Source organism: Bradyrhizobium sp. STM 3561, from assembly GCF_045571455.1.
GTDB classification, from domain to species: Bacteria; Pseudomonadota; Alphaproteobacteria; order Rhizobiales; family Xanthobacteraceae; genus Bradyrhizobium; species Bradyrhizobium vignae.
In genome coordinates this window covers 1,320,601-1,344,543 of the sequence record NZ_CP120695.1, presented here as the reverse complement: position 1 = coordinate 1,344,543, position 23,943 = coordinate 1,320,601, and the positions used below count along the sequence as shown (strand labels likewise).

22 protein-coding genes are annotated in these 23,943 nt (G+C 65.6%); 16 read left to right on the top strand and 6 right to left on the bottom strand.

Translation table 11 applies throughout. The features are described 5' to 3' along the window. The first annotated feature begins 116 nt into the window (after positions 1-116). The 4 genes from P6U28_RS06115 (at position 117) to P6U28_RS06100 (ending at position 3,218) form a co-directional block, all read left to right on the top strand. Positions 117-767: a hypothetical protein gene (locus P6U28_RS06115; protein ID WP_245509590.1), complete on the top strand. Its 651-nt coding sequence runs from the start codon at positions 117-119 to the stop codon at positions 765-767. Further along, entirely contained in the window at positions 733-1,050 is a 318-nt protein-coding gene (locus P6U28_RS06110; RefSeq protein ID WP_244607694.1) for an HGGxSTG domain-containing protein, read from the top strand. Before P6U28_RS06115 ends, P6U28_RS06110 begins: the two co-directional genes overlap by 35 nt. Before the next feature lie 256 nt (positions 1,051-1,306). Further along, the gene (locus tag P6U28_RS06105) at positions 1,307-2,827 is read left to right on the top strand and encodes a CHAD domain-containing protein (protein ID WP_122404435.1); all 1,521 of its coding nucleotides are present in this window, start codon (positions 1,307-1,309) and stop codon (positions 2,825-2,827) included. A gap of 10 nt (positions 2,828-2,837) precedes the next feature. After that, positions 2,838-3,218 carry an avidin/streptavidin family protein gene (locus P6U28_RS06100; RefSeq protein WP_245162671.1) on the top strand — a complete coding sequence of 127 codons (381 nt, stop codon included), beginning with the start codon at positions 2,838-2,840 and terminating at the stop codon, positions 3,216-3,218. A gap of 124 nt (positions 3,219-3,342) precedes the next feature. Here P6U28_RS06100 and P6U28_RS06095 read toward each other — a convergent pair whose 3' ends face one another. Next, a complete protein-coding gene (locus tag P6U28_RS06095; RefSeq protein ID WP_122404436.1) occupies positions 3,343-4,767 on the bottom strand; it encodes a TAXI family TRAP transporter solute-binding subunit in 1,425 nt (474 codons plus the stop codon). 300 nt (positions 4,768-5,067) lie between these two features. Here P6U28_RS06095 and P6U28_RS06090 point away from each other — a divergent pair, with 300 nt between their 5' ends. From P6U28_RS06090 to P6U28_RS06075, 4 genes are all read left to right on the top strand, one after another. Beyond that, a complete protein-coding gene (locus tag P6U28_RS06090) occupies positions 5,068-6,312 on the top strand; it encodes an MFS transporter (RefSeq protein ID WP_164937068.1) in 1,245 nt (414 codons plus the stop codon). Positions 6,313-6,394: 82 nt separating this feature from the next. Then, positions 6,395-7,588, top strand: a complete 1,194-nt coding sequence (locus tag P6U28_RS06085) for a M20/M25/M40 family metallo-hydrolase (RefSeq protein WP_129144803.1) — start codon at positions 6,395-6,397, stop codon at positions 7,586-7,588. 74 nt (positions 7,589-7,662) lie between these two features. After that, on the top strand, positions 7,663-8,751 hold the full coding sequence (locus P6U28_RS06080; RefSeq protein ID WP_129144802.1) for a mandelate racemase/muconate lactonizing enzyme family protein: 1,089 nt from the start codon (positions 7,663-7,665) through the stop codon (positions 8,749-8,751). A 185-nt stretch (positions 8,752-8,936) separates the two neighbouring features. Next, complete coding sequence (locus P6U28_RS06075) at positions 8,937-10,085, top strand: amidohydrolase (protein ID WP_129144801.1); 1,149 nt, start codon at positions 8,937-8,939, stop codon at positions 10,083-10,085. A 1-nt stretch (position 10,086) separates the two neighbouring features. Here the strand turns inward: P6U28_RS06075 and P6U28_RS06070 are convergent, their stop codons facing one another. Further along, positions 10,087-10,302 (bottom strand): hypothetical protein, encoded by a 216-nt coding sequence (locus P6U28_RS06070; RefSeq protein ID WP_122404441.1) that lies wholly within the window; start codon positions 10,300-10,302, stop codon positions 10,087-10,089. Between the two features lie 88 nt (positions 10,303-10,390). On the opposite strand from P6U28_RS06070, the gene P6U28_RS06065 reads away from it, so the two are divergent. The 4 genes from P6U28_RS06065 (at position 10,391) to P6U28_RS06050 (ending at position 14,641) form a co-directional block, all read left to right on the top strand. Beyond that, complete coding sequence (locus tag P6U28_RS06065) at positions 10,391-11,113, top strand: DUF72 domain-containing protein (protein WP_129144800.1); 723 nt, start codon at positions 10,391-10,393, stop codon at positions 11,111-11,113. A gap of 227 nt (positions 11,114-11,340) precedes the next feature. Then, positions 11,341-12,765, top strand: coding sequence for a sodium:solute symporter family protein (locus P6U28_RS06060; RefSeq protein ID WP_122404443.1), 1,425 nt, complete (start codon positions 11,341-11,343; stop codon positions 12,763-12,765). Continuing rightward, on the top strand, positions 12,762-13,961 hold the full coding sequence (locus P6U28_RS06055) for an exo-alpha-sialidase (protein WP_129144799.1): 1,200 nt from the start codon (positions 12,762-12,764) through the stop codon (positions 13,959-13,961). Before P6U28_RS06060 ends, P6U28_RS06055 begins: the two co-directional genes overlap by 4 nt. Next, positions 13,958-14,641, top strand: a complete 684-nt coding sequence (locus P6U28_RS06050) for an SDR family oxidoreductase (RefSeq protein WP_164937072.1) — start codon at positions 13,958-13,960, stop codon at positions 14,639-14,641. Before P6U28_RS06055 ends, P6U28_RS06050 begins: the two co-directional genes overlap by 4 nt. Positions 14,642-14,674: 33 nt before the next feature. On the opposite strand, the gene P6U28_RS06045 is transcribed toward P6U28_RS06050, so the two are convergent. The 3 genes from P6U28_RS06045 to P6U28_RS06035 all read right to left on the bottom strand — a co-directional run bounded on the left by P6U28_RS06045 (position 14,675) and on the right by P6U28_RS06035 (position 17,956). After that, positions 14,675-15,862, bottom strand: coding sequence for a CaiB/BaiF CoA-transferase family protein (locus P6U28_RS06045; RefSeq protein WP_129144797.1), 1,188 nt, complete (start codon positions 15,860-15,862; stop codon positions 14,675-14,677). A gap of 68 nt (positions 15,863-15,930) precedes the next feature. Continuing rightward, positions 15,931-17,586, bottom strand: coding sequence for a copper resistance D family protein (locus P6U28_RS06040; RefSeq protein WP_129144796.1), 1,656 nt, complete (start codon positions 17,584-17,586; stop codon positions 15,931-15,933). A gap of 7 nt (positions 17,587-17,593) precedes the next feature. Beyond that, positions 17,594-17,956, bottom strand: coding sequence for a copper resistance CopC family protein (locus tag P6U28_RS06035; RefSeq protein WP_122404447.1), 363 nt, complete (start codon positions 17,954-17,956; stop codon positions 17,594-17,596). A gap of 347 nt (positions 17,957-18,303) precedes the next feature. Here P6U28_RS06035 and ftsH point away from each other — a divergent pair, with 347 nt between their 5' ends. After that, positions 18,304-20,145, top strand: coding sequence for an ATP-dependent zinc metalloprotease FtsH (gene ftsH / locus P6U28_RS06030; protein ID WP_129144795.1), 1,842 nt, complete (start codon positions 18,304-18,306; stop codon positions 20,143-20,145). A gap of 56 nt (positions 20,146-20,201) precedes the next feature. Here ftsH and P6U28_RS06025 read toward each other — a convergent pair whose 3' ends face one another. Continuing rightward, complete coding sequence (locus P6U28_RS06025; RefSeq protein WP_122404449.1) at positions 20,202-20,885, bottom strand: GntR family transcriptional regulator; 684 nt, start codon at positions 20,883-20,885, stop codon at positions 20,202-20,204. A 123-nt stretch (positions 20,886-21,008) separates the two neighbouring features. On the opposite strand from P6U28_RS06025, the gene dctP reads away from it, so the two are divergent. The 3 genes from dctP to P6U28_RS06010 are packed head-to-tail and all read left to right on the top strand — an operon-like array spanning position 21,009 to position 23,934. Next, positions 21,009-22,028, top strand: coding sequence for a TRAP transporter substrate-binding protein DctP (dctP, locus tag P6U28_RS06020; protein WP_407121948.1), 1,020 nt, complete (start codon positions 21,009-21,011; stop codon positions 22,026-22,028). Beyond that, entirely contained in the window at positions 22,025-22,582 is a 558-nt protein-coding gene (locus P6U28_RS06015) for a TRAP transporter small permease (protein ID WP_407121947.1), read from the top strand. Before dctP ends, P6U28_RS06015 begins: the two co-directional genes overlap by 4 nt. Beyond that, complete coding sequence (locus tag P6U28_RS06010; protein WP_129144792.1) at positions 22,579-23,934, top strand: TRAP transporter large permease; 1,356 nt, start codon at positions 22,579-22,581, stop codon at positions 23,932-23,934. The genes P6U28_RS06015 and P6U28_RS06010 overlap by 4 nt, the downstream gene beginning before the upstream one ends. The last annotated feature ends 9 nt before the right edge of the window (positions 23,935-23,943 follow it).

Sequence of the window (23,943 nt, the reverse complement as noted above, 5' to 3'; positions counted from 1 at the left end):
CCGACTACGGGCCGCCCGACGCGGTTGCGCGTAAACCCTTCATCGGCATCCCGAAATTCGCATTCGCGCGCGACAGCGGACGGTCGCTCGCGCCTGCCCATCAAAGGACACAGAGCATGACGACAGCACCGGCCCGCCACATCACCTCGCCGCTCGCGGCAAGCGATCGCAGCGGCCCGCTCGTGAGCCCGCGCATCAAACTCTACAAGCGGCGCATCGCGATCAGCCATCCCGACCCGCAGGCCGGCGAGCGGCTGCTGGCCGAGGCGCTCGGCGCCGCCGACCGCGACGCGCTGCAGGGCATGCTGAGGCAATTGGTCAAGGCCAGCGCGGTCGGGCAGAGGCCCGATGAGGCCAACCTCGCCTTCATGATCTCGACGATCAGGAGCATCGCGCCGAAAGATTCCATCGAGGCCATGCTGGTCTCCCAGATGGTCTCGGTTCACGTGGCGGCGATGCGTTGCGCATGTCGCCTCGCCTGTACGGATGATCTTGCACAGCAGGAGGGTGTCACCCGCGCATTGACCCGGCTCTCCCGCACCTTCGCCGCCCAGGTCGAAGCACTGAATCGCCACCGCAACAGCGACGAGCGCCCGATCACGGTACAGAACCTGTCGGTGCAGGACGGCGGACGGGCGATCGTGGGCAACGTCACGCAGCATGCGAATGTGATCGTTGCGGAGACCGGCACGATGGATACGGCTGCGGATACGGGAACGAGCGCAGGCTGCGATGCCCACCGCGGAAACGATGGACCCGGAGTGTGAATGGCACCAGCGCATGACCAGCGATCACATCCGTCATACGGATGCAATGCAGTCGAGCCCGCGCTGCGGCGCGCGGACACGCCACGGCACCGCCTGCCGCGCGCCGGCGATGCAAGGCAAGGCACGCTGCCGCATGCACGGCGGCGCGCGGAGATCGGGCGCGCCGAAGGGAAACCGGAATGCGCTCAGACACGGAATGTTCACAGAGGATGGTAGTGCCGAGCGACACCAGGTGCAGGCTTTGCTGGAGGACGCATGGAAGGTTCTGGATGAGCTGAAGTAGGTGGTGGCGCGACCTGCGCGCCAGGATGATCCATGGGCAGGCGCCTCGGCGCGGCGCCCGCGAATTGCCAAACAGCTCCGCGCCCGGTCACCGATCGAGGCTGCAAGATCGCGGCTCCAATCGACCATGCGCGCACCCGGTTCCGTGAAGTCTCAATGACCTGCAAGCTCTGGCACTGCTGGATTGAAATGCTCGCATAAGAGGGGAACTTACCGCCCTTGCGCCGCTTTGCTTCGGCAGCGGAAAGAGCTCCCACATGAACGCAGAGACGGAACTAAAATTCCGGATTGCGCCGCGACAATTGTCATCGGTCTTGCGCAACAACGGTTTGAACGGGCACCGCCGCGACCAGGCCGGGCAGACGCTCGTGTCGACCTACTTCGATACGAACAAGCACAAGCTCAGGCGCCATGGCTTGACGCTGCGGGTCCGGAAGGTCGAAGGGCGCTACGTGCAAACCGTGAAGGCGGGCGGCACGGGCGGAGTGACGCGCGGCGAATGGGAGCGCGAGATCTCCGGTGCAAGCCCTGACCTGAAGAAGACCAGGAAGACGCCTCTGCGACAGCTCGCGACCGGCAAACTCCCTCGCAAGCTGAAGCCGGTGTTCCAGACCAACATTCATCGCAAGGCGCGAGCGAAACGGGTCCGGAACAGCGAGATCGAGCTTGCCGTCGATCAAGGCCGGATCAGCGCCGGGCGGAGGTCGCGACCTGTGTCCGAGCTGGAGCTGGAATTGAAGTCCGGACGCGCTGCAGATCTGTTCCGACTGGCGCGCAAGCTCGAACGCAGCACGGGGGCCGAGCTCGATCTTCGCTCGAAATGCGAGCGAGGCTTCCAGCTGGTCGCAGGCAACGGCGGCGGTGCGCAACACGCCGAGCCGATCGAGCTGAAGCCGGAACTCCCGCCGCGGGATGCGTTCCGCGTCATCGCACATTCGACGCTGCGTCAGATCACGGCCAACGCCGATCCGGTGCGTGACATGGACGCCGAAGGTGTTCATCAGATGCGGGTCGGCCTGCGCCGCTTGCGGGCGGCGATCTCGCTGTTCTCCGACATCCTGCCTCGGGCGAGCACTGCGCGGATCAAGGCCGAGCTGAAATGGCTCACGGGCGAACTGGCGCCGGCGCGCGAGATCGACGTGTTTCTGACGGAGAGCATCGAGCCGATCACCGAGAAGGACGTTCCGCGACGCGGCGCTCGCGCGCTCCGCGTGAAGTTCTCCGGCGAGCGGCAGGCGGCATTCAGGCGTGCCCGCGATGCGGTTGCGTCGGCACGTTATCGCCGCCTGCTCATCGACGTGATCGAATGGATCGAGGCTGGACGGTCTCGCGTCAAGGATGACCGCTCGATCGCCGCTTATGCCGCGCAGGTGCTCGATCGGCGTATCCGGAAGGCGCGCAAGGAGGGCAAGCACCTGAACGATCTCGATCCGATGCAGCGCCACAAGCTACGGATCAAGATCAAGAAGATTCGCTATGCCGTCGATTTCTTCGAAAGCCTTTACAGCGATACCGACCAGAAGGAGCTCGCAGACCTGTCCGACCGGCTGAAGCAAATTCAATCCGCCCTGGGATCGCTCAACGACTTCATGGCCCACCGCGAACTGGCAACCGAGGCTGCGCTGACCGCGCCACCTGCGCACCGCCGTGCTCAGGCTTTCGCGTCAGGCGTCATCGTCGGCCATGAACGCGAGACGGCCGATGGCCTGATGAAGGACGCTGCAACGGAATTGCATCGGCTGCGCAAACTGCGCGTCGTGCCGAATGACCGAGCGTAGGAGAACCGGCATGGCAAGCGACATCGCCTGGGTCGGCAATTGGCGAAATCAATTCGGCTCGATCTTGCGCATCACGGACGACGCGAACGGCCGCATCGAGGGGAATTTCGAGACCGCACTCGATGACAGCGGCTTTTTCGGGCAGGCGGTGCCCGTCACCGGGTTTCACAGAGGCAATTGCATTGCCTTCGTCGCGGTGGGCTCGTCCGTGACGGGGGACCGCGCCGTCTCCTACACCGGACTGCTGCGTCACGGAAAAATAGAGACTGCCTGGTTCGTGATTGCAGACCAGGCCTTGAGCGCGTCCAGGGAAGGCGAGCCGGCAAGGCTGAAGCCAGTGAACTGGTGGCGCGCCGTGACAACGAATGTCGATACGTTCGAGCGGAGCTAGCACTCAGCTCCCCGAGCCGAGGATCACTGCCGACAAGCCAACGGTGCCCCAAATGTCAGGTCTCGCACTTGACGAGGCACGGCAGAGCACGCGGGGCCAGCTACGGCAGGTTCAGATGGCGTCCTCATCCGCGTGGCGTCACGCCCTGGCCGGCTACCGCGCCGCGAACGGTTTCGAAGCTGACACGTTGTAATGCCGCCCGCCTCTCCGCGATGGCGCTGCTCAACAGCTCGAGCACCAGCCCGAATGCCGCGAGCTCCTCTTCTTCGACAGCCCCGTCATCGTAGCACTCGAGTGTCTCGCGGATGATTGCGTCGGCCTCACGCTGGAGTGCAACAAGTTCCTGGTTGGATTCCGCCGTGCGCGCGCTGGAAACCATGGCCAGGATTCTCTTGCGATGGCTGGTGTTGTCCTCTCGTTCGTCGCGGTTCAAATAGCGACGCAACCACGCGACTGCCGAGCCGATTCCGGACAGGAGCAGCAGGCCGAACCAGAAATAATCGCCATAGCGGTCGAGAAAGGTGCGTTCGTTGCCGTCGATGACGGCTGCCGCTCCCCGATGGACCGGCAGCTCGGTGTCCTTCTCGAGGTCTGGCTTGATGATGTGGGCGGCGCCAGGTACATGCCTCGCGATGGCCTGACGCACGGTAAAAAGCTGCCGGAAGAAGGCAGCAACGGTCGTTTCGGACAGGCTCTTTCTTGCTACGATGAGATGGCTGACGCTGACCGTCTCAACCTTGTCATCCGGCCAAGCTGGATCGAAGACGCCGGGCGGTATTTCCTCGGATTCATACCGGGGATGCTTCAGGGCGATTGCCTCCGATGTCTCGACGGCGAGAAACTTCGGCTCGCCTCTTGTGCGCGCTGTCGCAGCGACAGCATCCGACGTGATCCTGCTATCGAGCGGCCCGACCGCCATGAAGGCATCGAGGCTCGGATCGCGCGCCAGCTCCTCGATCTGGTCCGTGCCAAAGTGGGTCACCGCAACCTTGTCCGCCTCCGCCCCGGAGGCGCTCAGGATGACCCGCAGCAACGCGGCATTCGCCGGGGTCCGCCCGATGATGCCGACATGGCGCGCTGTGAGATCGGCAACCTCCTTGATTCTCGGCGCGCGCTTTGTTTTTGGATTCTTGCTTGCAGGTCCAGCCGGCGCCCACAGCACAACGAAGTTCTTGCGCAAGACGGCGACGGTCTGCGCCTCGGCGGGCATTTCCAGATCGGCCCGGCCGATCGCAAGGTCTGCCTTGCCAGCCCCAAGCAGGGCGAGGGACTCGACCGCCCCTTCGGTTTTGATCGGCGACAGCCTGACAGTGCGGCTTTCACCGCCGAAGACGTCGGCCATCGCCTGAATGACTTTGTAATCATCGCTGCCCGGCGGCCCAACCGCGATCTTGAGGCTGTAGGGTCGCAATGCATAGTAGAGCGCACCCGTTGCGGCGCCAAAAACAAGGAATCCAATCGCAAGAACCAGCAGTAAGGAATTGCTCCTTCTCCGCGCTCGACGGCCCGCGTCACTGTGCGTCTGACTAGAACTCTCGGACGAAGACATTGCCGCCGCCACTGCGGATCACAGCGCTTCCTGCCTGGCAGGGTGCCACGCTTTCCCGAACATAACGTCCTGACGGCCATCCTGGTTCACAACCGGCAGAGGCCTGAATGAGTCTGTCGGCGCGTCGTCGGTGAGGCCCGCGGGCATCGGCAGTGCAGGCTGATTGCGGCTGCTTGCCGTTGGTCGTTCGCGGTATCCGGAGAAGCCACATTCCGGAATGAGGGGGTTCCCGCTGCCGCCATTGGCGCCCGATCCGTGATCATGTACGCCGTACAGAAACCTTCTAGGGACGGGACGCTCATGACCACTGCCGCCAACGACGCGGGCATCGCCACCCGCGCGCTGATCTTTGCGCTGCTCGCGCTCGCCTGCGGCCACATGCTCTCGACCTTGCTGCGCACCATTCCGGCCGTCAGCCTCGACCTGATGGCGGCGGATTTCCACATGGAGCCGCAGGCGCTGGCGAGCCTCACCTCGATCTATCATTTCGCCTTTGCGGCGGCCCAGATCCCGGTTGGCGCGGCGATGGACCGGTTCGGCGTGCGGCCGGTGTCGCTGAGCCTGCTGGCAGGAACCGTGTTTGGCGCGGTGGCGTCCGGGTTTGCGACGGGACCGGAAAGCTTCGCCGTCGGGCAGCTGCTGCTCGGCATAGCCACCTCGGGCATGCTGATGTGCCCGATGACGCTCGCAGCCAAGCAATTGTCCGCCGCGCGGTTCGGATTGTGGTCCGGCGCCATTCTCTCGATCGGCAATATCGGCATGCTGCTGTCGTCGAGTCCGCTCGCCTTCGTGATCGACCATTATGGCTGGCGCGCGGGGTTCTGGATCTCGGCGCTCGGCGGCATCCTCGTTGCACTCGCGGTGTTCGCGCTGGTGCCGAACCAGCCGGCCGAGCACAAGGACGACTCCTCGCCGCTGGCGCAGATGATCGAGGTTGTCAGGCTCGGCCTGTCGCGGCCGCTGCGAGGCCTCATCGCGCTGGCGCTGGTGTCGCTGGCGAGCTCGCTGGTGCTGCGCGGCCTGTGGGGCGGGCCATGGCTGATGCAGGTCAAGGGACTGACGCGGGTCGAAGCCGGCAACCAGCTCGGCGCGTTCACGCTGGCGATGATCGCCGGCCCCCTGTGCATCGGCATGGTCGACCGCAGGCTCGGCCGCCGTCGCGAACTGGTCGTCGGCACGCACGCTGTCGCGGCACTGCTGCTCGCACTGATGGCGTTGGGAGCCCCGCACCTTGCCGTTGCATGGCTGTTCGGCGTGACCGTCATGCCGCCGTACTACGATCTGGCACTGTTCGTGCTGATCGGGCTCTTCACCTCCGCGCAGCCGCTGCTGTTCGGCATGTCCAGGCAACTCGTCGACGCGCAGGTCGCAGGGAAAGCACTCGCGGCTCTCAATCTCGCCTTCTTTCTCGGCACTGCGCTGATGCAGTCGGTCACCGGCGCGGTGGCCGCGCTTGCGGGGCTGCCGGCGGTGCTACTGTTCATGGCGGCGGCGCTGGCGCTCGGCGTGCTGATCTTTTTGACTTACACGAGCGCGAATTCGTAGGATGGATGGATAGAGCGAAGAGCTTTAGCCCGCCTAACCGTTCGCCCCCGCGCCGCTGCCTGCATCAAGGGAATTCCAGTCCATGCCTGTCGACCACAAAGCCGCCACCGATCGCCTCATGCGCTTTCTCGCCGTCGAGGGCGTGACGGGACAGGAGGCTGCGATCGGGCGCGAGCTTACGGCCGCGCTGAAGGAGGCCGGCGTGCCGGCGAAGGCGATCCGGCTCGACGATGCCAACACGCGCATTCCGGTGCCGACCGAGACCGGCAATCTCATCGTCGATCTGCCCGGCCGCGGCGTGCTGCACAACCAGCCCCGCATCATGTTCATGACCCACATGGACACCGTGCCACTGTGCGCCGGCGCCAGGCCGAAACTGTCGGGGCGCAAGATCGTCAACGAGGCCAAGACCGCGCTCGGCGGCGACAATCGCTGCGGCTGCGGCGTGCTGGTGACGCTGGCCGCCGAGCTCTCACGGCAGAAGCTCGATCATCCGCCGATCACGCTGTTGTTCTGCGTGCGCGAGGAGAGCGGGCTCTACGGCGCGCGGCACGTCAAGCTCGATGAGCTTGGCGCGCCGGCGATGGCCTTCAACTATGACGGCGGCTCGGCGTCCAACGTCGTCATCGGCGCCGTCGGCGCAGATCGCTGGACCGTGGAGATCTTCGGGCGCGCCTCGCATGCCGGCGTCTCGCCCGAGCGCGGCATCTCCGCGACCATGATCATGGCGCTAGCGCTGGCCGACGTGAAGGCCGGCGGCTGGTTCGGCAAGGTGGTGAAGGGCAAGAAGCAAGGCACCAGCAATGTCGGCCCCGTCACCGGCGGCGAGGGCCGCCCCGCGGGCGATGCCACCAACGTCGTCACGGACTACGTGCATGTGCGCGGTGAATGCCGCAGCCATGACGGAAAATTCTTCAAGGAGATCACCAAGGCCTACAAGGCCGCCTTCGAGAAGGCGGCCAAGAAGGTCACCAACGCGCAAGGCAAGTCCGGCAAGGTCAAGTTCAAGGCCGAGACCGACTATTATCCCTTCCGGATGAAGGAGAGCCTGCCGGTGGTCAAACGCGCGATCGAGGCGGTAACGGCCGTGGGCGGAACTCCGAACGTGCGCGCGGCCAATGGCGGGCTGGACGCCAACTGGATGGTCCGTCACGGTATTCCGACCGTGACCTTCGGCGCGGGGCAGAATGAAGCGCACACGATCGACGAATGGATCAATCTCGACGAATACGACCGCGCCTGCGCGCTGGCGCTGCAGCTGGCGACCATGCGGTGAGGTGCCTTGCGCGATGCGCGCTTGCCGAGCGGTGCGCATCGTCCTAGCCTGCAAGAAAAAAACAGGAAGGAACCATGGCGCGCATCGCGACGACCGAGACCGGACTCTACCGGATCCCTCTCCCTATTACGCTCTCCGACTCCACCCATGGCGAGATCGCCGCGTTCGAGCTGATCACCTGCCGCATCCGTGATGCCGATGGCGCCGAGGGTGTCGGCTACACTTACACCGTCGGCCGCAATGGCGGTTCTGTTGCCGACATTCTCGCGCGCGAGATCCCTGCACTGATCGAAGGGCGCGAGGCCGACGACACCGAAGCGATCTGGAATCACGTCTGGTGGACGCTGCATTATGGCGGCCGCGGCGGGCCGGTGGTGCTGGCGCTCTCCGCGCTCGACATCGCGCTGTGGGATTTGAAGGCGCGCCGCGCCAAGCTGCCGCTGTTCCGCCTGCTCGGCGGTTTTGACGCGCGCGTGCCGTGTTATGCCGGCGGCATCGACCTCGATCTCTCCGTCGATGCGCTGCTCGAGCAGACCGACGACAACCTCGCCAAGGGATTTCGCGCCATCAAGATGAAGGTGGGCCGGCCCGATCTCAAGTCCGACATCGCGCGTGTCTCCGCGATGCGACAGCATCTCGGCGACGGCTTTCCGCTGATGGCGGACGCCAACATGAAATGGACGGTCGAGGAGGCGATCCGGGCCGCGCGTGCCTTCGTTCCCTATGACCTGACCTGGCTGGAGGAGCCGATCATTCCCGACGACGTCGCCGGGCACGCGCGCATCATGCAGGCCGGCGGCGTGCCGATCGCGGCGGGCGAGAATCTGCGCTCGCTGTGGGAGTTCAAGAATTACATCGCCGGTGGCGCGGTGTCCTATCCCGAGCCCGACGTCACCAATTGCGGCGGCGTCACTGCCTTCATGAAGATCGCGCGGCTGGCGGAAGCGTTCAACCTGCCGGTCACCAGCCACGGCGCGCACGACATCACCGTGCACCTGCTCGCGGCCTGCCCGAACCGCTCCTATCTGGAGGCGCACGGGTTCGGGCTGGACAAATATATCGAGCATCCGCTGGTGCTGAAGGACGGGCTGGCGCTGGCGCCTGATCGGCCGGGGCACGGCATCGGCTTTGACTGGAAGGGCCTTGCGAAGCTGGCGCCTTAGGGCACCCGTCATGCCGGGCTTGTCCCGAGCATCCACGTTCTTTTCAGCTGCGAAGCAAGACGTGGATGGCCGGGTCAAGCCCGGCCATGACGATGCGGCTGCACGCGAGCCATACCCCTGCGTGGGATGCGTAGGCCCGATAATCCGCTAAGGTGGCGGCAGACAACTTGCGAGAGACACCCACCTTGTCCCCCGAACTCCACCAGAAACTGACCGCGTGGCGCCGGCACCTGCATGCCCACCCCGAATTGTCGCTCCAGGAAAAAGCCACAGCCGCCTTCGTGCAGGACAGGCTCGCCGAGCTCGGCATCCCCTTTGAAGCCAACATCGGCGGGCACGGCATCGTCGCGACCTTGACGCGCGGGCACGCCCGCAGCCGGGTGGGCCTGCGCGCCGACATGGATGCGCTGCCGATCACCGAGGACACCGGCCTGGCCTACGCTTCAAAGACATCGGGCGTGATGCATGCGTGCGGCCATGACGGCCATACCGCCTCGCTGCTCGGCGCAGCAGCACTGCTCGCCGCCGACGCCGACTGGAGCGGCACGGTCGATTTCATCTTTCAGCCGGCCGAAGAAGGATTCGGCGGCTCGCGCGCGATGGTCGCGGCGGGGCTGTTCGACCGCTTTCCAATGGAGCGGATATTCGGCTTCCACAACTGGCCGGGCCTTGCCGCCGGCACCATCGCGGTCCATGACGGTGTCGTCATGGCCTCCGGCGGGCGCATCACCATCACCATCGAGGGCCATGCCGGCCACGCCGGCATGCCGCATCTGACGCGCGATCCGGTGGTGGCCGCCGGCCATTTGATCGTGGCGCTGCAATCGGTCACCTCGCGCGGCGTCGATCCGCTCGACACTGCCGTGCTGTCGCTCTGCACGATCGAAGGCGGCACCGCGCCGAACCAGATCGCCGGACGCGTCACCATCCGCGGCACGCTGCGGTACCACCGCGAGGCGGTCAAGGGCACCATCCTCGATGGCATCGAACGCACCTGCGCGGGGATTGCGACCGGCTTTGGCGTCAAGGTCACGCCCGAGATCGTCATGGGCGTCGGCGTCGTGATCAACACGCCGGCCGAAGCGGAGCTCGCGCGTATCGCCGCGGAAAAGGTGCAGGCGCCCGTGCGGCGCGACCTTGCGCCCAGCATGGCCGGTGAGGATTTTGCCCACTTCCTGCAGCAGCGGCCGGGCGCATTTGTCTGGATCGGCAATGGCGAGTTACGCGAGGGCGCCGAGCTGCACGGCCCGCGCTACGATTTCAACGACGCGATCCTGCCGGTGGCCTCCGGTTGGATGGCTGAGGTCGCCAAGACGGCGCTGGCCTCGAACTAGCTCACGAGATCTCGTGTGGCAGCTTCCAATCCGGCCGCGGCTCGCAAACCTCGTCCACCCGCTCGACATGATAGCCGGCGGGCAACAGGTGGCCGCCCTCCTCGTCCGCGACGGGGACGTCGGTCACGAGGCCCTCGATCAAGGCGGCTTCCCACACCTCCTTCTCGGTCGGAAAGGGATTGCCGATCTGCTTGTTGCCTTCGAACAGCGCGTACATCGGTTCCGGTCCTGCGTTGATGCCCAGAGCAACGTATCGGCCGCACGGACGTTCCCTCCGGCAAATGGCAACGGATGGCACGTGAGCGATGGCGCGCGTTCTGATCGGAACCTCCGGCTGGCACTATGCCTCCTGGCGAGGCCCGTTCTTTCCCGAGGGCGTGACGCTGAAGCAGCAGCTGCGCTACTACTCCGGGCAGTTCGACACCACCGAGCTGAACGGCGTGTTCTACCGCACGCCGACGCCGGAAGCGGTGAAGGGATGGCGCGAGCAGACCGGCCGCGATTTCGTGTTCGCCTGGAAGGCGTCGAAATTCATCACGCACTGGAAGCGCCTGTCGGACCGCTCGGTCAACAGCCTCGAGCTGCTGGAGGACCGCATCTCGCGGCTCGGCGGTAAGGCCGGCCCGATCCTGTTCCAGCTGCCGCCGCAGTTCGAGGCGAATGCGGACCGGCTCGCGTCCTTCTTCAAGCTGTTGTCACGGAAGCGGCGCTACAGCTTCGAATTCCGTCATCCGAGCTGGTATCAGCCGCGCATCCTGCGGATGCTGGCCGACGAGAATATCTCGCTGTGCCTGTCCGATCATCACGATGCGCCGGCGCCGTGGAAGCGCACCGCGGATTTCGTCTATGTGCGCGGACACGGGCCGAGCGGGCGTTATCACGGGCACTACACCAAGGCCATGCTGACGCAATGGGCGAAGCGCATCAAGTCGTGGAAGCGGCAGGGCTGCGACGTCTACGTCTATTTCGACAACGACCAGAAGAGCGCAGCGCCGGCCGATGCAGAGGCGTTGAAGCAATTGCTGTAGCAGGCGGACGCCGGCTCGCCGCGCAATCCGGCCTTCCCTTGGACCAAGCAAACAGAATCCCGCTGATCGCACGCCTGCCGGGCGGCCCCGCCTCAGCGCGCTTGACGCATGTTGTCCGGGAAGGTCTAATGGGGACAAAGAACAATTGTTCGCATTCCGAACACCGATCCAGTCGGATACAGCGGGCTCACAACACCGCGTCCGCGTCACCAGAGGAAACGTCAACGATGCAAGCCATCCTCAACGGCGAGAGCACGCTCATCGTCACGATGATCGTCGCCTATATCGCCTTCACGTCCTGGCTCACGCTGAAGCTGCGCAGCCGAACCAGCGATCAGTTCATGACGGGCGCGCGCGCAATGCCGGCCGTCGTCGTCGGCGTGCTGATGATGAGCGAATTCGTAGGGGCCAAGTCGACCGTCGGCACGGCGCAGGAGGCCTTCCAATCGGGCATCGCGGCAGGCTGGGCCGTGCTCGGCGCCTCGATCGGCTTCTTGCTGTTCGGGCTGTTGATGGTGAAGAAGCTCTACAATTCCGGCGAATACACCATCTCGGCCGCGATCGCGCAGAAATACGGCAAGTCGACCATGCTCACGGTATCGGTGATCATGATCTACGCCCTGCTGCTGGTGAACGTCGGCAACTACGTCAGCGGGGCAGCCGCGATCGCCACCGCGCTCCATGTCAGCCTGCCCGTCGCGATGTGCATCATCGCATTCGTCAGCACCTTCTACTACGTGTTCGGCGGCTTGAAGGGCGTCGCCTGGGTGACGATCCTGCACAGCGCCATCAAGGTCGTCGGCATCCTCATCATTTTTGCGGTGGCGATGTCGCTGACCGGCGGGATTGCGCCGATGCAGGCCAAGCTGCCCGCCTACTATTTCAGCTGGGACGGCAAGATCGGCTTTGCGACCATCTTTGCCTGGACCTTCGGCACGGTCGGCGCGATCTTCTCGACGCAGTTCATCGTCCAGGCGATCTCCTCGACGCCGAGCGCCGACGACGCACGCAAGGCGACCTTCTATGCTGCCGCGTTCTGCCTGCCGCTCGGCATCCTGCTCGCGCTGGTCGGTGTCGCCGCGAAATTCCTCTATCCCGACATGAACAGCCTCTACGCCCTGCCGGTGTTCCTCGAGAAGATGCCGCCGCTGGCCTCGGCCTTCGTGACCACCTCGCTCGTCGCCTCGATCTTCGTCAGCGTCTGCACGGTGGCGCTCGCGATCGCCTCGCTCGTGGTGCGCGACTTCTACGTTCCATACTGGAAGCCGACGCCGGAGCGCGAGCTGAAGATGACCCGCGTGTTCTCGGTGCTGATCGGCATCGTGCCGCTGGTCTTCGTCTTCTTCGTTCCGGAGATCCTCAAGCTGTCGTTCTTCACGCGCGCGCTGCGCCTGTCGATCACGATGGTGGCGATGATGGGCTTCTATCTGCCGCTGTTTGCCAGCAACCGCGGCGCCACGGCCGGGCTGATCGGCGCGGCGGTGTCGACCACGGTCTGGTACCTGCTGGGCAACCCGTTCGGCATCGACAACATGTACGTCGCCGCCGCGACGCCATTGATCGTGATGGCAATCGAGCACCTGGTGCTGGGCCGCTCGCCCAGCGCGCGGGCGGCGCAACGAAATGCCCTGATGGAAAGGACCTCGACATGATCGCCGACATGGAGATCGTCGCCGATGGCGTCGTCCGCGCGGTGGCCGGTGATCCCGAACGGTTCGACGCCTTCATCCCCTCGCCTTGCGTCCAGAACCACGCCGCCAATCTCATGCCGCTCGCGGGCGGCGATCTGGCTTGCGTCTGGTTCGGCGGCACGCAGGAGGGTATGTCGGATATCTCCATCTATTTTTCACGCCTATCCCGCGGCGCGACACAGTGGTCGCCTGCCGAAAAGCTCTCCGATGACACCGGACGTTCGGAGCAGAACCCGGTGCTGTTTCCCGCTCCCGACGGCACGCTGTGGCTGATGTGGACGGCTCAGCTCGCCGGAAACCAGGACACCGCGCTGATCCGCCGCCGCCTCTCGCGTGACAATGGCAAGAGTTGGGGCCCGATCGAGACGCTGTTCCCGGAGCAGCGCGGCCGCGGCACCTTCATCCGCCAGCCGGTCGTCGTGCTCGACAATGGCGACTGGCTACTGCCCGTGTTCTATTGCCACAGCACACCGGGCCGGAAATGGAACGGCGACGAGGACACCAGCGCGGTGAAGATCTCGTCGGATGCCGGCGCGACCTGGCGGGACGTCGACGTCCCCGGCAGCCGGGGCTGCGTGCATATGTGCGTCGCGCGCCTCGACGACGGCTCGCTGCTCGCGCTGTATCGCAGCCGCTGGGCCGACAACATCTATCAGAGCAGGTCCGTCGACCACGGCAGCAGCTGGTCGGCGCCGGTTGCGACCGCGCTTCCCAACAACAACTCGTCTATCCAGTTTACGCGTCTCGTGAACGGCCATCTCGCACTCGTGTTCAACGACTCGAGCGCCAATGACGCAACCGGGCGTCGGCTCTCGCTCTATGACGAAATCGAAGATAATCTGCCACCGGTCCTCGCCGCCGACGGCAGCACGGCGAACGGACGCACCGCCTTCTGGGGTGCGCCGCGGGCACCGATGACGCTGGCGGTCTCGGCCGACGGTGGACGGAGCTGGACCAGGCGCAACGTCGAGACCGGCGATGGCTATTGCATGACCAACAATTCGCGCGAGCAAAGCAATCGCGAGCTGTCCTATCCGTCCATCAAGCAGACCGCCGACGGCGCGCTCCACATGGCGTTCACCTTCCACCGCCGCGCCATCAAATATGTGCGTGTGACCGAACCATGGGTGAACGCGCGGCGCCCGGGACTGAGATGATGCACATGCGGCCTCACGCTCTCGTCACCGGCGCCAGTTCGGGGATTGGCGCTGCGATCGTCGAGCGGCTGCTGCGCGACGGCTGGCGCGTCACCGGGATCAGCCGGCGGCCCGGTCTGTTGGAGCATCCGGCCTTCGATCATGTGTCGCTCGACCTTGCCGACGTCAGGGCCATCGCGGACACCGTCGCGGGCATCGCGCCGACCGCACTGGTTCATGCCGCCGGGATGCTGAGGGTCGGTCAGCTCGGGTCGCTCGATCACGAGGCGGGAGCGGCGATGTGGCGGCTGCATGTCGAGGTTGCCGAGCGTCTCGCCGACGCCCTGGCACCGCGCCTTCCACAGGGCGGGCGCATCGTCTTCATCGGCAGCCGAACCGCATCGGGTGCGCCCGGACGCGGGCAATATGCCGCGACGAAGGCGGCGCTGATCGCGCTGGCCCGGTCCTGGGCAATGGAGCTTGCACCGCGTGGCGTCACGGTCAACGTGGTTGCGCCGGCTGCGACCGAGACGCCGATGTTGGAGAATCCCTCGCGCGCTGATGTTGCACCAAGACTGCCGCCACTCGGCCGTTACATCCGCCCCGAGGAAGTGGCCGGCGCAGTCGCCTTCCTGCTCTCGGCCGAAGCCGCCGCCATCACCGGACAGCAGCTGGTCATCTGCGGCGGCAGCTCGCTTTGAGCGCCCGCCATCCCAGAGCTTGCACCCTGATAGCTAGATAATGCCGCCTCGCCGAAGCGCCGCGATCGCCGCCTCGTCATAGCCGAGCTCGGCGAGGATGAGATCGGTGTGCTCGCCGAGTGTCGGCGGACGCGTTGCGATGTTGCCCGGCGTTTCCGACAGCCGCACCGCGGCGCGGGCGACCGGCGCCTGTTTCGGCAGGCCCGGATAATCGACGTCCTGCATGAAACCGGCGGCGCGGATGTGCGGATGATCCAGCGCCTGTTGCGGGCTGAGGACGGGACCGGTCGGAATCATCGCTTGGCCCAGCGCGTCGACGGCTTCCTGCGTGGTGCGCTCGGCGCACCAGCGCGCCATCCGCTCGCTGATGATGCGGCCGTTGTTTCCGCGGCTGATGTCGTCGGCAAAGCGCGGATCGTTCAGCCAAAGCTCCTCCTCGCCGATCAGCCTCGCCCAGCGCTTGAACAGCGGATGGCCGGTGACCTGGCAGAGCACCCAGCCGTCCTTCGTGCGGTAGATGTCGGCCGGCGCTGCGGTCTGGCCGAGATTGCCGGTCGGAACGCGATTGACGTTGATCACCGCCTGCTCGATCAGGCTGGCATTGGTGAAGGACAGCGCGGTTGCGAGCAGCGCGCCCTCGACGATCTGCCCGCGTCCGGATTTGCCGCGCTCGATCAGCGCGGCGAGCGTGCCGAACGCGCAATGCAGCGCCGTGCCGAAATCGACCCAGTTCACCGCGGCCCGATACGGCGGATCGCCCGCGCCCGTCATGTAGACCGAGCCCGACATCGCCTGCCCGACGCCGTCGAAGCCGACGCGGTCAGACCAGGGGCCCGGCCCGCCGAACGCAGTCGCCGTAGTCAGGATGATGTCCGGCTTGATCGCCTTCAACGACTCGTAATCGAGCTTCATCGCGCGCAGGGTCTGCGGCGGCAGATTGGCCACCACGACGTCCGCGGTCGCGATCAGGCGGCGCATCACCCCCTGGCCTTCCGCCTTCATCGGATCGAGCGTGATGCACTTCTTGTTGCGATTGACTTGGAGAAACAGTGCGCCCTCGCCGCCTTCGCCCACCGGCGCCACGAAACGATCCTCGCTGCCGTCGCGCTTCTCGACTCGGATGACGTCGGCCCCGAACTCCGCCAGCAAGGTCGCGCAATAGGGCCCGGCGATGTAGCGCCCGAAATCGAGCACGCGCACGCCCTCCAAAACTCCTCCCATCGGCCTCTTCCCCGGTGTTTTGATCAGATTACAGGGAATGGTTGCCACGGCAAGATGGCAGCGGGCGCTCAGGCTTCGCGGTAGTCCAGCAGGACGAGCCCGACCAGGACGAAGGCGACTGGCCAGATCCACGCCGCGACCTCGCGGACGCGACCGTCGAGACGCAATTCGAGCCAGCGCGCCCAGCCGGCAGCGATGCCGCACAGCGCCAGCGGTGTGTGGCTCATCTCGATCAGCAGCTGGTCCTTGATGTTGGCGATGGCATGGGAATGCGTGAGCAGCAGCGCACCACCGAGCGCGGTCGTCAGGGGAAACACCAGCGCTGCGCGTCCGGCCTTGTCGCCGCGCAGCCGCACGCGCCATTCGAACAGGCCGAACGCGGCGATCAGCAGCACGAAGATCCGATGCTGCGCCACCTCGGGATCACGAAGCGACTCGAAGAAACCGGCCGGCCCGAGCGGCCAGGCCTGCTCGTCGGCGCGGAGGAACAGGAAGGCGGCCATCGCGAGAAACAGCAGCGGCCAGTGCCTCGCCCAGCGGCCCCAGCGAAAATGCTCGATCAAGGCGAGCAGCCCGATCAACACCACGAAGACGCCGGCCCAGTGATGATTGTACTCGGACCAGGCGATGTCCTCGGCGTTGCGCGGCAGGATCGTGCCTTCGCCGGGAACGTAGGCGGATGGCGCGCTGCTGCGCCCGGCATCGGACACGCTGATCCTGGCCTGGAGCTGCGCGATGGTCAGCTTGTCGTAGTCCGGGCTGGTCAGGCGCGGCGGCCATTGCGGCGTAGCGCGCTCGACGATCTCCTGCCAGTTCAGGCGATCGCGCGAAAGATCGACGCCGGGCGGCAATGACGTCAGCGACGCAGCGGCGAGCAGAACGGTGAGACCGATGCCGACCTCGACCTCGGCGAAGCGCTTGAGGCGGAGGATGGGCGTTGCGGCGTCGCGCCGCAGCCGCTCGACCAGGAAATAATTGCCCGCGCCAAGCGCGAGCAGCATCAGCAGCAACCCGACCTTGGCGAGGGTCATGACGCCATAGGCGGTGCCGTAGATCGCCTCGATTGAGCCGATGTAATCGAAGGCCATGACGAGACCGCCGCCGACGATCGCCGCGACTGCGGCCATGGACATCAGCGAGTAGCGCCGTGCGATGAGACGCCAGTCGGAAGGCGACTTGCAGCCGTTCAGCGCGATCAGGAAATAGGGAAGCCCGCCGATCCATGTCGCGGCGCCCAGCATGTGTCCGGCATCGGACAGGAGCAGCGGCCAGCTGACGACCGGCCGGCTCGCCGCGTGGGTCAGCCTGGTCTGCATCGCGAGCGCGAGCAGCGCAAGCGCGAGGAGCGCAGCGGATCGCAGGGCCTGCGCGCGACCATTCGCCAGTACGGCAAGGCCGAATGCACATATCGCGATGACGAAGTCCGCCCGGCCGAAATCGGCGGTGACAGCTTCGCTCCAGGGCACCTGGAGCGTTCCGACCAGCGCGGCGGTATTGAGGCCGAGCGAGGCGACGGTGAGGATCGCCCACGCGAAGGCGCTGGCCTTCAGCACCGTCAGGCATTTCTCCTCGATCGAGAGGCCGAACACGGAGAGCTGCGGCTGCAACGGCCCCCACAAAAGCATCTGAAAGGCGAGACCGCCGAGTGCGAAGGATTGGGCGATCAGGATCAGGCCGCGCAGGACGACCGACAGATAGCCGAAGATGTCGAGAAACAGGTACAAGGTGAGGTCAGTGAACGATGAACGGAATGTCGCCGCGCGTGATGTGTCCGTCGACGCTCAGCACCTGCCAGCGCAGGTGCCATGCGCCACTGGAAAGCCGCGCCGCCTCGGCCTTGAGCTCGTCGGCCGGCGCATCGGCCGCGGGCGTCAGCGCCTGCGCGGCGCCGTTCGGAGCCAGCAGCGTCAGCTTGGAACGGGCGCGATCGATCCGGCTGTTGAAATGCAGGCTGATCGCGACCGCATCGCCCGATACGGTCGCACCGGCCGCCGGCGAGGACGACACGATGATGGCGTGTGCGCAAGCTGCGTTCGGGTCGGCTAGACACCAGATGGCAGATAGAAGGATCGCGATTCGAACGAACACGCGCATGATTGCTCACTCGCTGCCGGTAGCCGTCTCGCCACCGCACCGCCCGCCGGCGCGTGGTCCGTGCCTATGTTGGAACCGGGACGCCCTTCGCAAGGGCGCGCGAGCGCCAACCCGGTTACAACCCGCGGAAAAGCACCGGCTGTTGCCGCTGCGACACACCGGCTGCGGCGGCTGAGCAAGGGCCCGGCCTGCGCCTCTCACCCCAAGCGCACTGGCGTATCCGGAACTGAAGGCAGCAGGAGAAGTTTTGTCGATAACGATGCAGGTCCGGCCGCGTACCGGGCCCGAGCGCGCAAAAATGCGCCTCGACGCGGCGCGGCCGCAACACGATCGGATCTGGCTCTCGCATGAACAAGAATATCCGTTTCAATCTTGGATATGCTGTGGCCGCGATCTTCGCGGTCTTCTTGATCCAGTATCTGATCTCCACGGCGCACCAGACCGCCGTGATCCCCTACAGTGAATACCAGCAATTGCTGCGCCAGGGGAAAGTCGATGCCGTCGGCATTTCCGACCGCACCCTGCAGGGCACACTGAAGGAGCCGCTGCCCGGCGGCCAAAAACAATTCGTCACCACGCGCGTCGATCAGGACGTTGCGCAGGAGCTGGAGAAATACAACGTCCGATTCACCGGCCAGATCGAGAGCACGTTTCTGCGTGACCTTTTGTCGTGGGTCATGCCCGTGCTGCTGTTCTTCGGGGTCTGGTGGTACATCGGCCGCCGCATGGCGGAAGGCGGCGGGATCGGCGGTGGGCTGATGGCCATCGGCAAGAGCAAGGCCAAGGTGTATGTCGAATCCAACACCGGGGTCACCTTTGCCGACGTCGCCGGAGTGGATGAGGCCAAGGACGAGCTTCGCGAGGTCGTCGATTTCCTGAAGAACCCGACCGACTACGGCCGACTCGGCGGCCGCATGCCGAAAGGCGTGCTGCTGGTCGGCCCCCCGGGCACAGGCAAAACCCTGCTGGCGAAGGCCGTTGCCGGCGAGGCCAGAGTGCCGTTCTTCTCGATCTCGGGTTCGGAGTTCGTCGAGATGTTCGTCGGCGTCGGCGCCGCGCGGGTGCGGGACCTGTTCAAGCAGGCCCATGAAAAGGCTCCGGCCATCATCTTCATCGACGAGCTCGACGCGCTCGGCCGCGCCCGCGGCATCGGCGCTTTCGCGGGCGGCCACGATGAGAAGGAGCAGACGCTCAACCAGCTGCTCGTCGAACTCGACGGCTTCGATTCGCGGTCGGGGCTCGTCATCCTCGCCGCCACCAACCGGCCCGAAATCCTCGATCCCGCCCTGCTCCGCGCCGGCCGCTTCGACCGGCAGGTGCTGGTCGACCGGCCCGACAAGAAGGGCCGCATCGAGATCCTGAAGGTGCACATGAAGAAGGTGCGGCTGGCGGATGGCGTCGATGCAGACGCCGTTGCAGCGCTCACCCCGGGTTTCACGGGCGCGGACCTCGCCAATCTCGTCAATGAAGCGGCGCTTCTGGCGACACGTCGCGGGGCCGACGCGGTCAGCATGATTGACTTCAACAATGCGGTCGAGCGCATGGTCGCGGGCCTCGAAAAGCGCAACCGCCTGCTCAACACCAGGGAACGCGAGATCGTCGCCTATCACGAGATGGGCCACGCCCTCGTCGCCCTCTCGTTGCCGGGGACCGATCCCGTGCACAAGGTCTCGATCATCCCGCGCGGGGTCGGCGCGCTCGGTTACACCATTCAGCGACCGATCGAAGACCGCTTCCTGATGACCAAGGAGGAGCTGGAGAACAAGATGGCGGTGCTGCTCGGCGGCCGCGCCGCGGAGCTGATCGTGTTCGGTCATTTGTCCACGGGTGCGGCCGACGATCTGCGCCGCGTGACCGACATCGCCCGCAGCATGGTGACGCGCTACGGCATGTCCGAGAGATTGGGCGGCGTCGCCTACGAGCGCGATCCCGGCAACTTCCTTGCCGGCGCCGACCGCCCCTATCCGGCGCGCGAGCGCGACTATGCGGAAGAGACTGCAGCCGCGGTCGATCGCGAGGTGAAGGCCATCCTCGATCAGGTCTTCCAACGCACCCAGGGCATCCTGAACACGCGCCGGCCGATCCTGGACCGCGCCGCGAAGAAGCTCTTGGAGAAGGAGACGCTCGAGCAGAACGATATCGATGCGCTGATCCGGGAGATGCCCAAGGAAGGGCTGCGGGCCATCTAACTGGCGCGCCGCACGGCAGCCGGTCTGCGTCCCAGACCAGATGCTGGCGGCCACGTCTATTTCGCCGTCTGCCTCCTGCTTTCGGCAGGAGATTGGCCGCCGGGTGAAAGGCCAAGGACCATGTCCGAGAACCGTTCGCCTTGCACCAGGACGTGGTCGTGGAGGCGGGTTGCGGCCAGTTGCTCGTCGCCGGCACGGATCGCTTCCAGAATGCCGGCATGCTCCTGCAGCGATTGCAGCAGCCGGTTGCGCGCCCGAAGCTGGATGCGGCGATAGGCACTCAAGCGCTTGTGCAAGGCGAAAGCCTGATCGGCCAGGAAGCTGTTGCGGCTGGCGCGGTAGATCGCTTCGTGGAAGTTGCGGTTGTCGGCGTAGTACTGCTCGCTGTCGCCGTTCCGCGCGGCCGTCTCGCAGGCCCGGTGCGCAGCTTCCATCGCCGCATCATTGTCCGGCGTCAGCCGCCGTGCGGCCAGCCGTCCGCAGGCGCTTTCGATCTCGGCCATGGTCTCGAACATCTCGAACAGCCGGGTTGGTGACGGGACGCTGACAATGGCGCCGCGTCGCGGGCGAACATCGATGAAGCCTTCGGCCCCGAGCTGCAGCAGCGCTTCCCGGATGGGTGTCCGCGACACGCCGAATCGCTCCGCCAGCGAGGCTTCGTCCAAGCGATCGCCGGGCTGAAATTCCCCTGCAATCACAGCGTCTTCGATCGACTGCTTCAGTCTGAAGGCCTGGCTCATTGTATACATCCGATCTCACAGTTCCATACCATACCCTTGACAAAACATACAGCATGCAGTTCATATGGTAATTGTATGCAAGATCAGAAATAAAAAATGCAATTTGGCGACGGGAGGTATGGAATGAGGATTTCGAGACGCCAAGCCCTGGCCCTGGGCATCGCGGCCCCGGCGCTGCTCCGGTTCGGAGAGGCGCGTGCGGCCACGGCCCTGAAGATTTCGCACCAGTTTCCTGGAGGCACCGCAACCGAGGGCGATTTCCGCGACCGGCTCTGCCGGCGTTTCGCGGCGCAGATCCAGGAGCGCAGCAAAGGTGCGATGACCGCCGAGATCTATCCGGGCTCGTCGCTGATGAAGACCAACGTGCAGGTCTCAGCGATGCGCAAAGGCGCGCTCGACATGAGCCTCATCCCGATCTCCTACGCCGGCGGCGATCTTCCCGAGTTGAACATCGGCCTGATGCCGGGCCTCGTCACCGGTTACGACGAAGGCCTCGGCTGGAAGAACAAGCCGATCGGCCAGGAGTTCAGCAAATTCCTTGCCGCCAAGGGTCTCGTCATCATCACCTGGATCTGGCAGGCCGGCGGCGTCGCCAGCCGTGCGCGCCCCCTGGTCGAGGTCGGCGATGCCAAGGGCATGAAGATTCGCGGCGGCTCGCGCGAGATGGATCTCGTGGTGCAGGCTGCCGGCGCCTCGGTGCTGTCGCTGCCCTCCAACGAACTCTATGCGGCGATGCAGACCGGCGCCTGCGATGCCGCCCTCACCTCGTCCACCAGCCTGACCTCGTTCCGCCTGGAGGAGCTCGCCAAGCATCTGACGACCGGGCGAGCCAAGAGCTACTGGTTCATGCTCGAGCCGCTCGTGATGTCGAAGGCGGTGTTCGACCGGCTTTCGAGCGAGGAGCGCGACATCATCGTCTCGGTCGGCACCGAGCTCGAAGCGTTCGGCCGCGCTGCGGCCGTGGAGGACGACGTCCGCGTCGCCAAGGTCTACCAGGCCGCCGGCGCGACGGTGCACGATCTCGACGACAAGACGGTTCAGGCCTGGCGTGAGCTTGCGCGCAACACCGCCTGGAAGGACTACGCTGGCAAGAACGAGAACTGCGCCCGCCTGATCAAGCTTGCCATGGAGGCCGGCTCATGAGCGCGCACGGCATCGATCTCGGCCATTCCGCCGCCGTGCCCGCGGCGCGCTCCGGCTCCCCCGTGGGACGCATCAGCCGCGCGATGACCCTGCTCAACAGGGCAATCGTCGTGCTCTGCTCGATCGCGCTCATCGTCGCGAGCACGATCCTGAGCTACAGCGTGGGCACGCGCTACTTCTTCAACGCGGCCACCTATTGGCAGGACGAGGCCGCGGTGTTCCTGCTGGTCGGCGCCACGTTCCTGTCGACCGCGTTCGTGCAGGCCGGGCGCGGCCATATCGGCATCGAGGCCCTCACCGGCTATCTGTCGAAACGCGGCAACGCGATCCGCATGCTCGTGGTCGACATGGCGAGCCTGCTGTTCTGCGGCTTCTTCGCCTGGAAATCCTGGACGCTGTTCCACGAAGCCTGGGTCGACGGCCAGGTGTCCGGATCGACCTGGGCTCCGCCGCTGTGGATTCCCTACAGCATGATGTCGCTGGGCATGACCCTGATGACGCTGCAGATCGCGCTTCAGCTCGCCGCGAGCATCGACGCATGGAGGAGCAAATGAGCACGCTTGCCGTCGGACTGATGTATGGTGGTGCGACCCTCGCCGTCATGGCCTCGGGCATGCCGATCGCCCTCGCACTCGGCGCGGTCGCCGTCGTCTTCATGTACTACTTCATGCCCGCCGCATCGCTCGATACGGTGACGCAGAACGTCTACGAGGAGATGGCCTCGATCACGCTGCTGGCGATCCCGCTCTTCATCCTGAAGGGCGCCGCGATCGGCAAGTCGAAGGCGGGACAGGACCTCTACAGCGCACTGCATGTCTGGATGGGCCGCATTCCCGGCGGTCTCGGCATCGCCAATGTGTTTGCCTGCGCGCTGTTCGCCGCGATGGCCGGATCGTCTCCGGCCACCTGCTCGGCGATCGGCTCGGCCGGCATCCCCGAGATGCGCAAGCGCGGCTATTCCGGCGGCTTCGCCGCCGGCGTGATCGCCGCCGGCGGTACGCTGGGCATCCTGCTGCCGCCTTCGATCACCATGATCCTCTACGCGGTCGCGGCGGAGCAGTCGCTCGGACGCCTCTTCCTCGCCGGCATCGGACCGGGCCTCCTGCTGGTGCTGCTGTTCGCGATCTACGCGGTGCTGAGGTTCAAGGCCGAATACAACGCGGCGCAGCGCGCCTATGCGGCCGATCCGGCGCAGCATCCGATCCTGTCGAATGAGCGCTTCACCATGGCGATGCGGTTCGGCGCGCTGCCGCGCGTGCTGCCCTTCGTCGTGCTGCTCAGCGGCGTCATGATCGCGCTCTATGGCGGCTATGCGACGCCCTCGGAAACCGCCGGCCTCGGCGGCATCCTGGCGCTGGTCCTGATCGCCTCGATCTACGGCGTGTGGCGCCCGCGGGATCTCGGCCCGATCCTGGAATCGACGCTGAAGGAATCGACCATGCTGATGCTCATCATCGGCATGTCGCTGCTCTACTCCTATGTGATGAGCTATCTCCACATCAGCCAGGCGGCGGCGCAGGCGATCGTGGCGATGCAGCTGTCGCGATGGGTGCTGCTGGGCGCGATCCTGGTGCTGGTGGTCGTGCTCGGCTTTTTCCTGCCGCCGGTCTCGATCATCCTGATGACCGCGCCGATCATCCTGCCGCCGCTCAAGGACGCCGGCTTCGACCTGATCTGGTTCGGCGTGGTGATGACGATCGTGATGGAGATGGGCCTCATCCATCCACCGGTCGGACTCAACATCTTCGTCATCAGGAACATCGCGCCCGACATCCCGTTGCGGGACGTGATCTGGGGCACGCTGCCTTTCGTCCTGCTGATGGCGTTCGCGGTCGTCCTGCTCTGCCTGGTGCCGTCGATCTCCACTTTTCTGCCCAATCTGGTGATGGGCGCGCCGTCGCGTTGACCGAGGAGG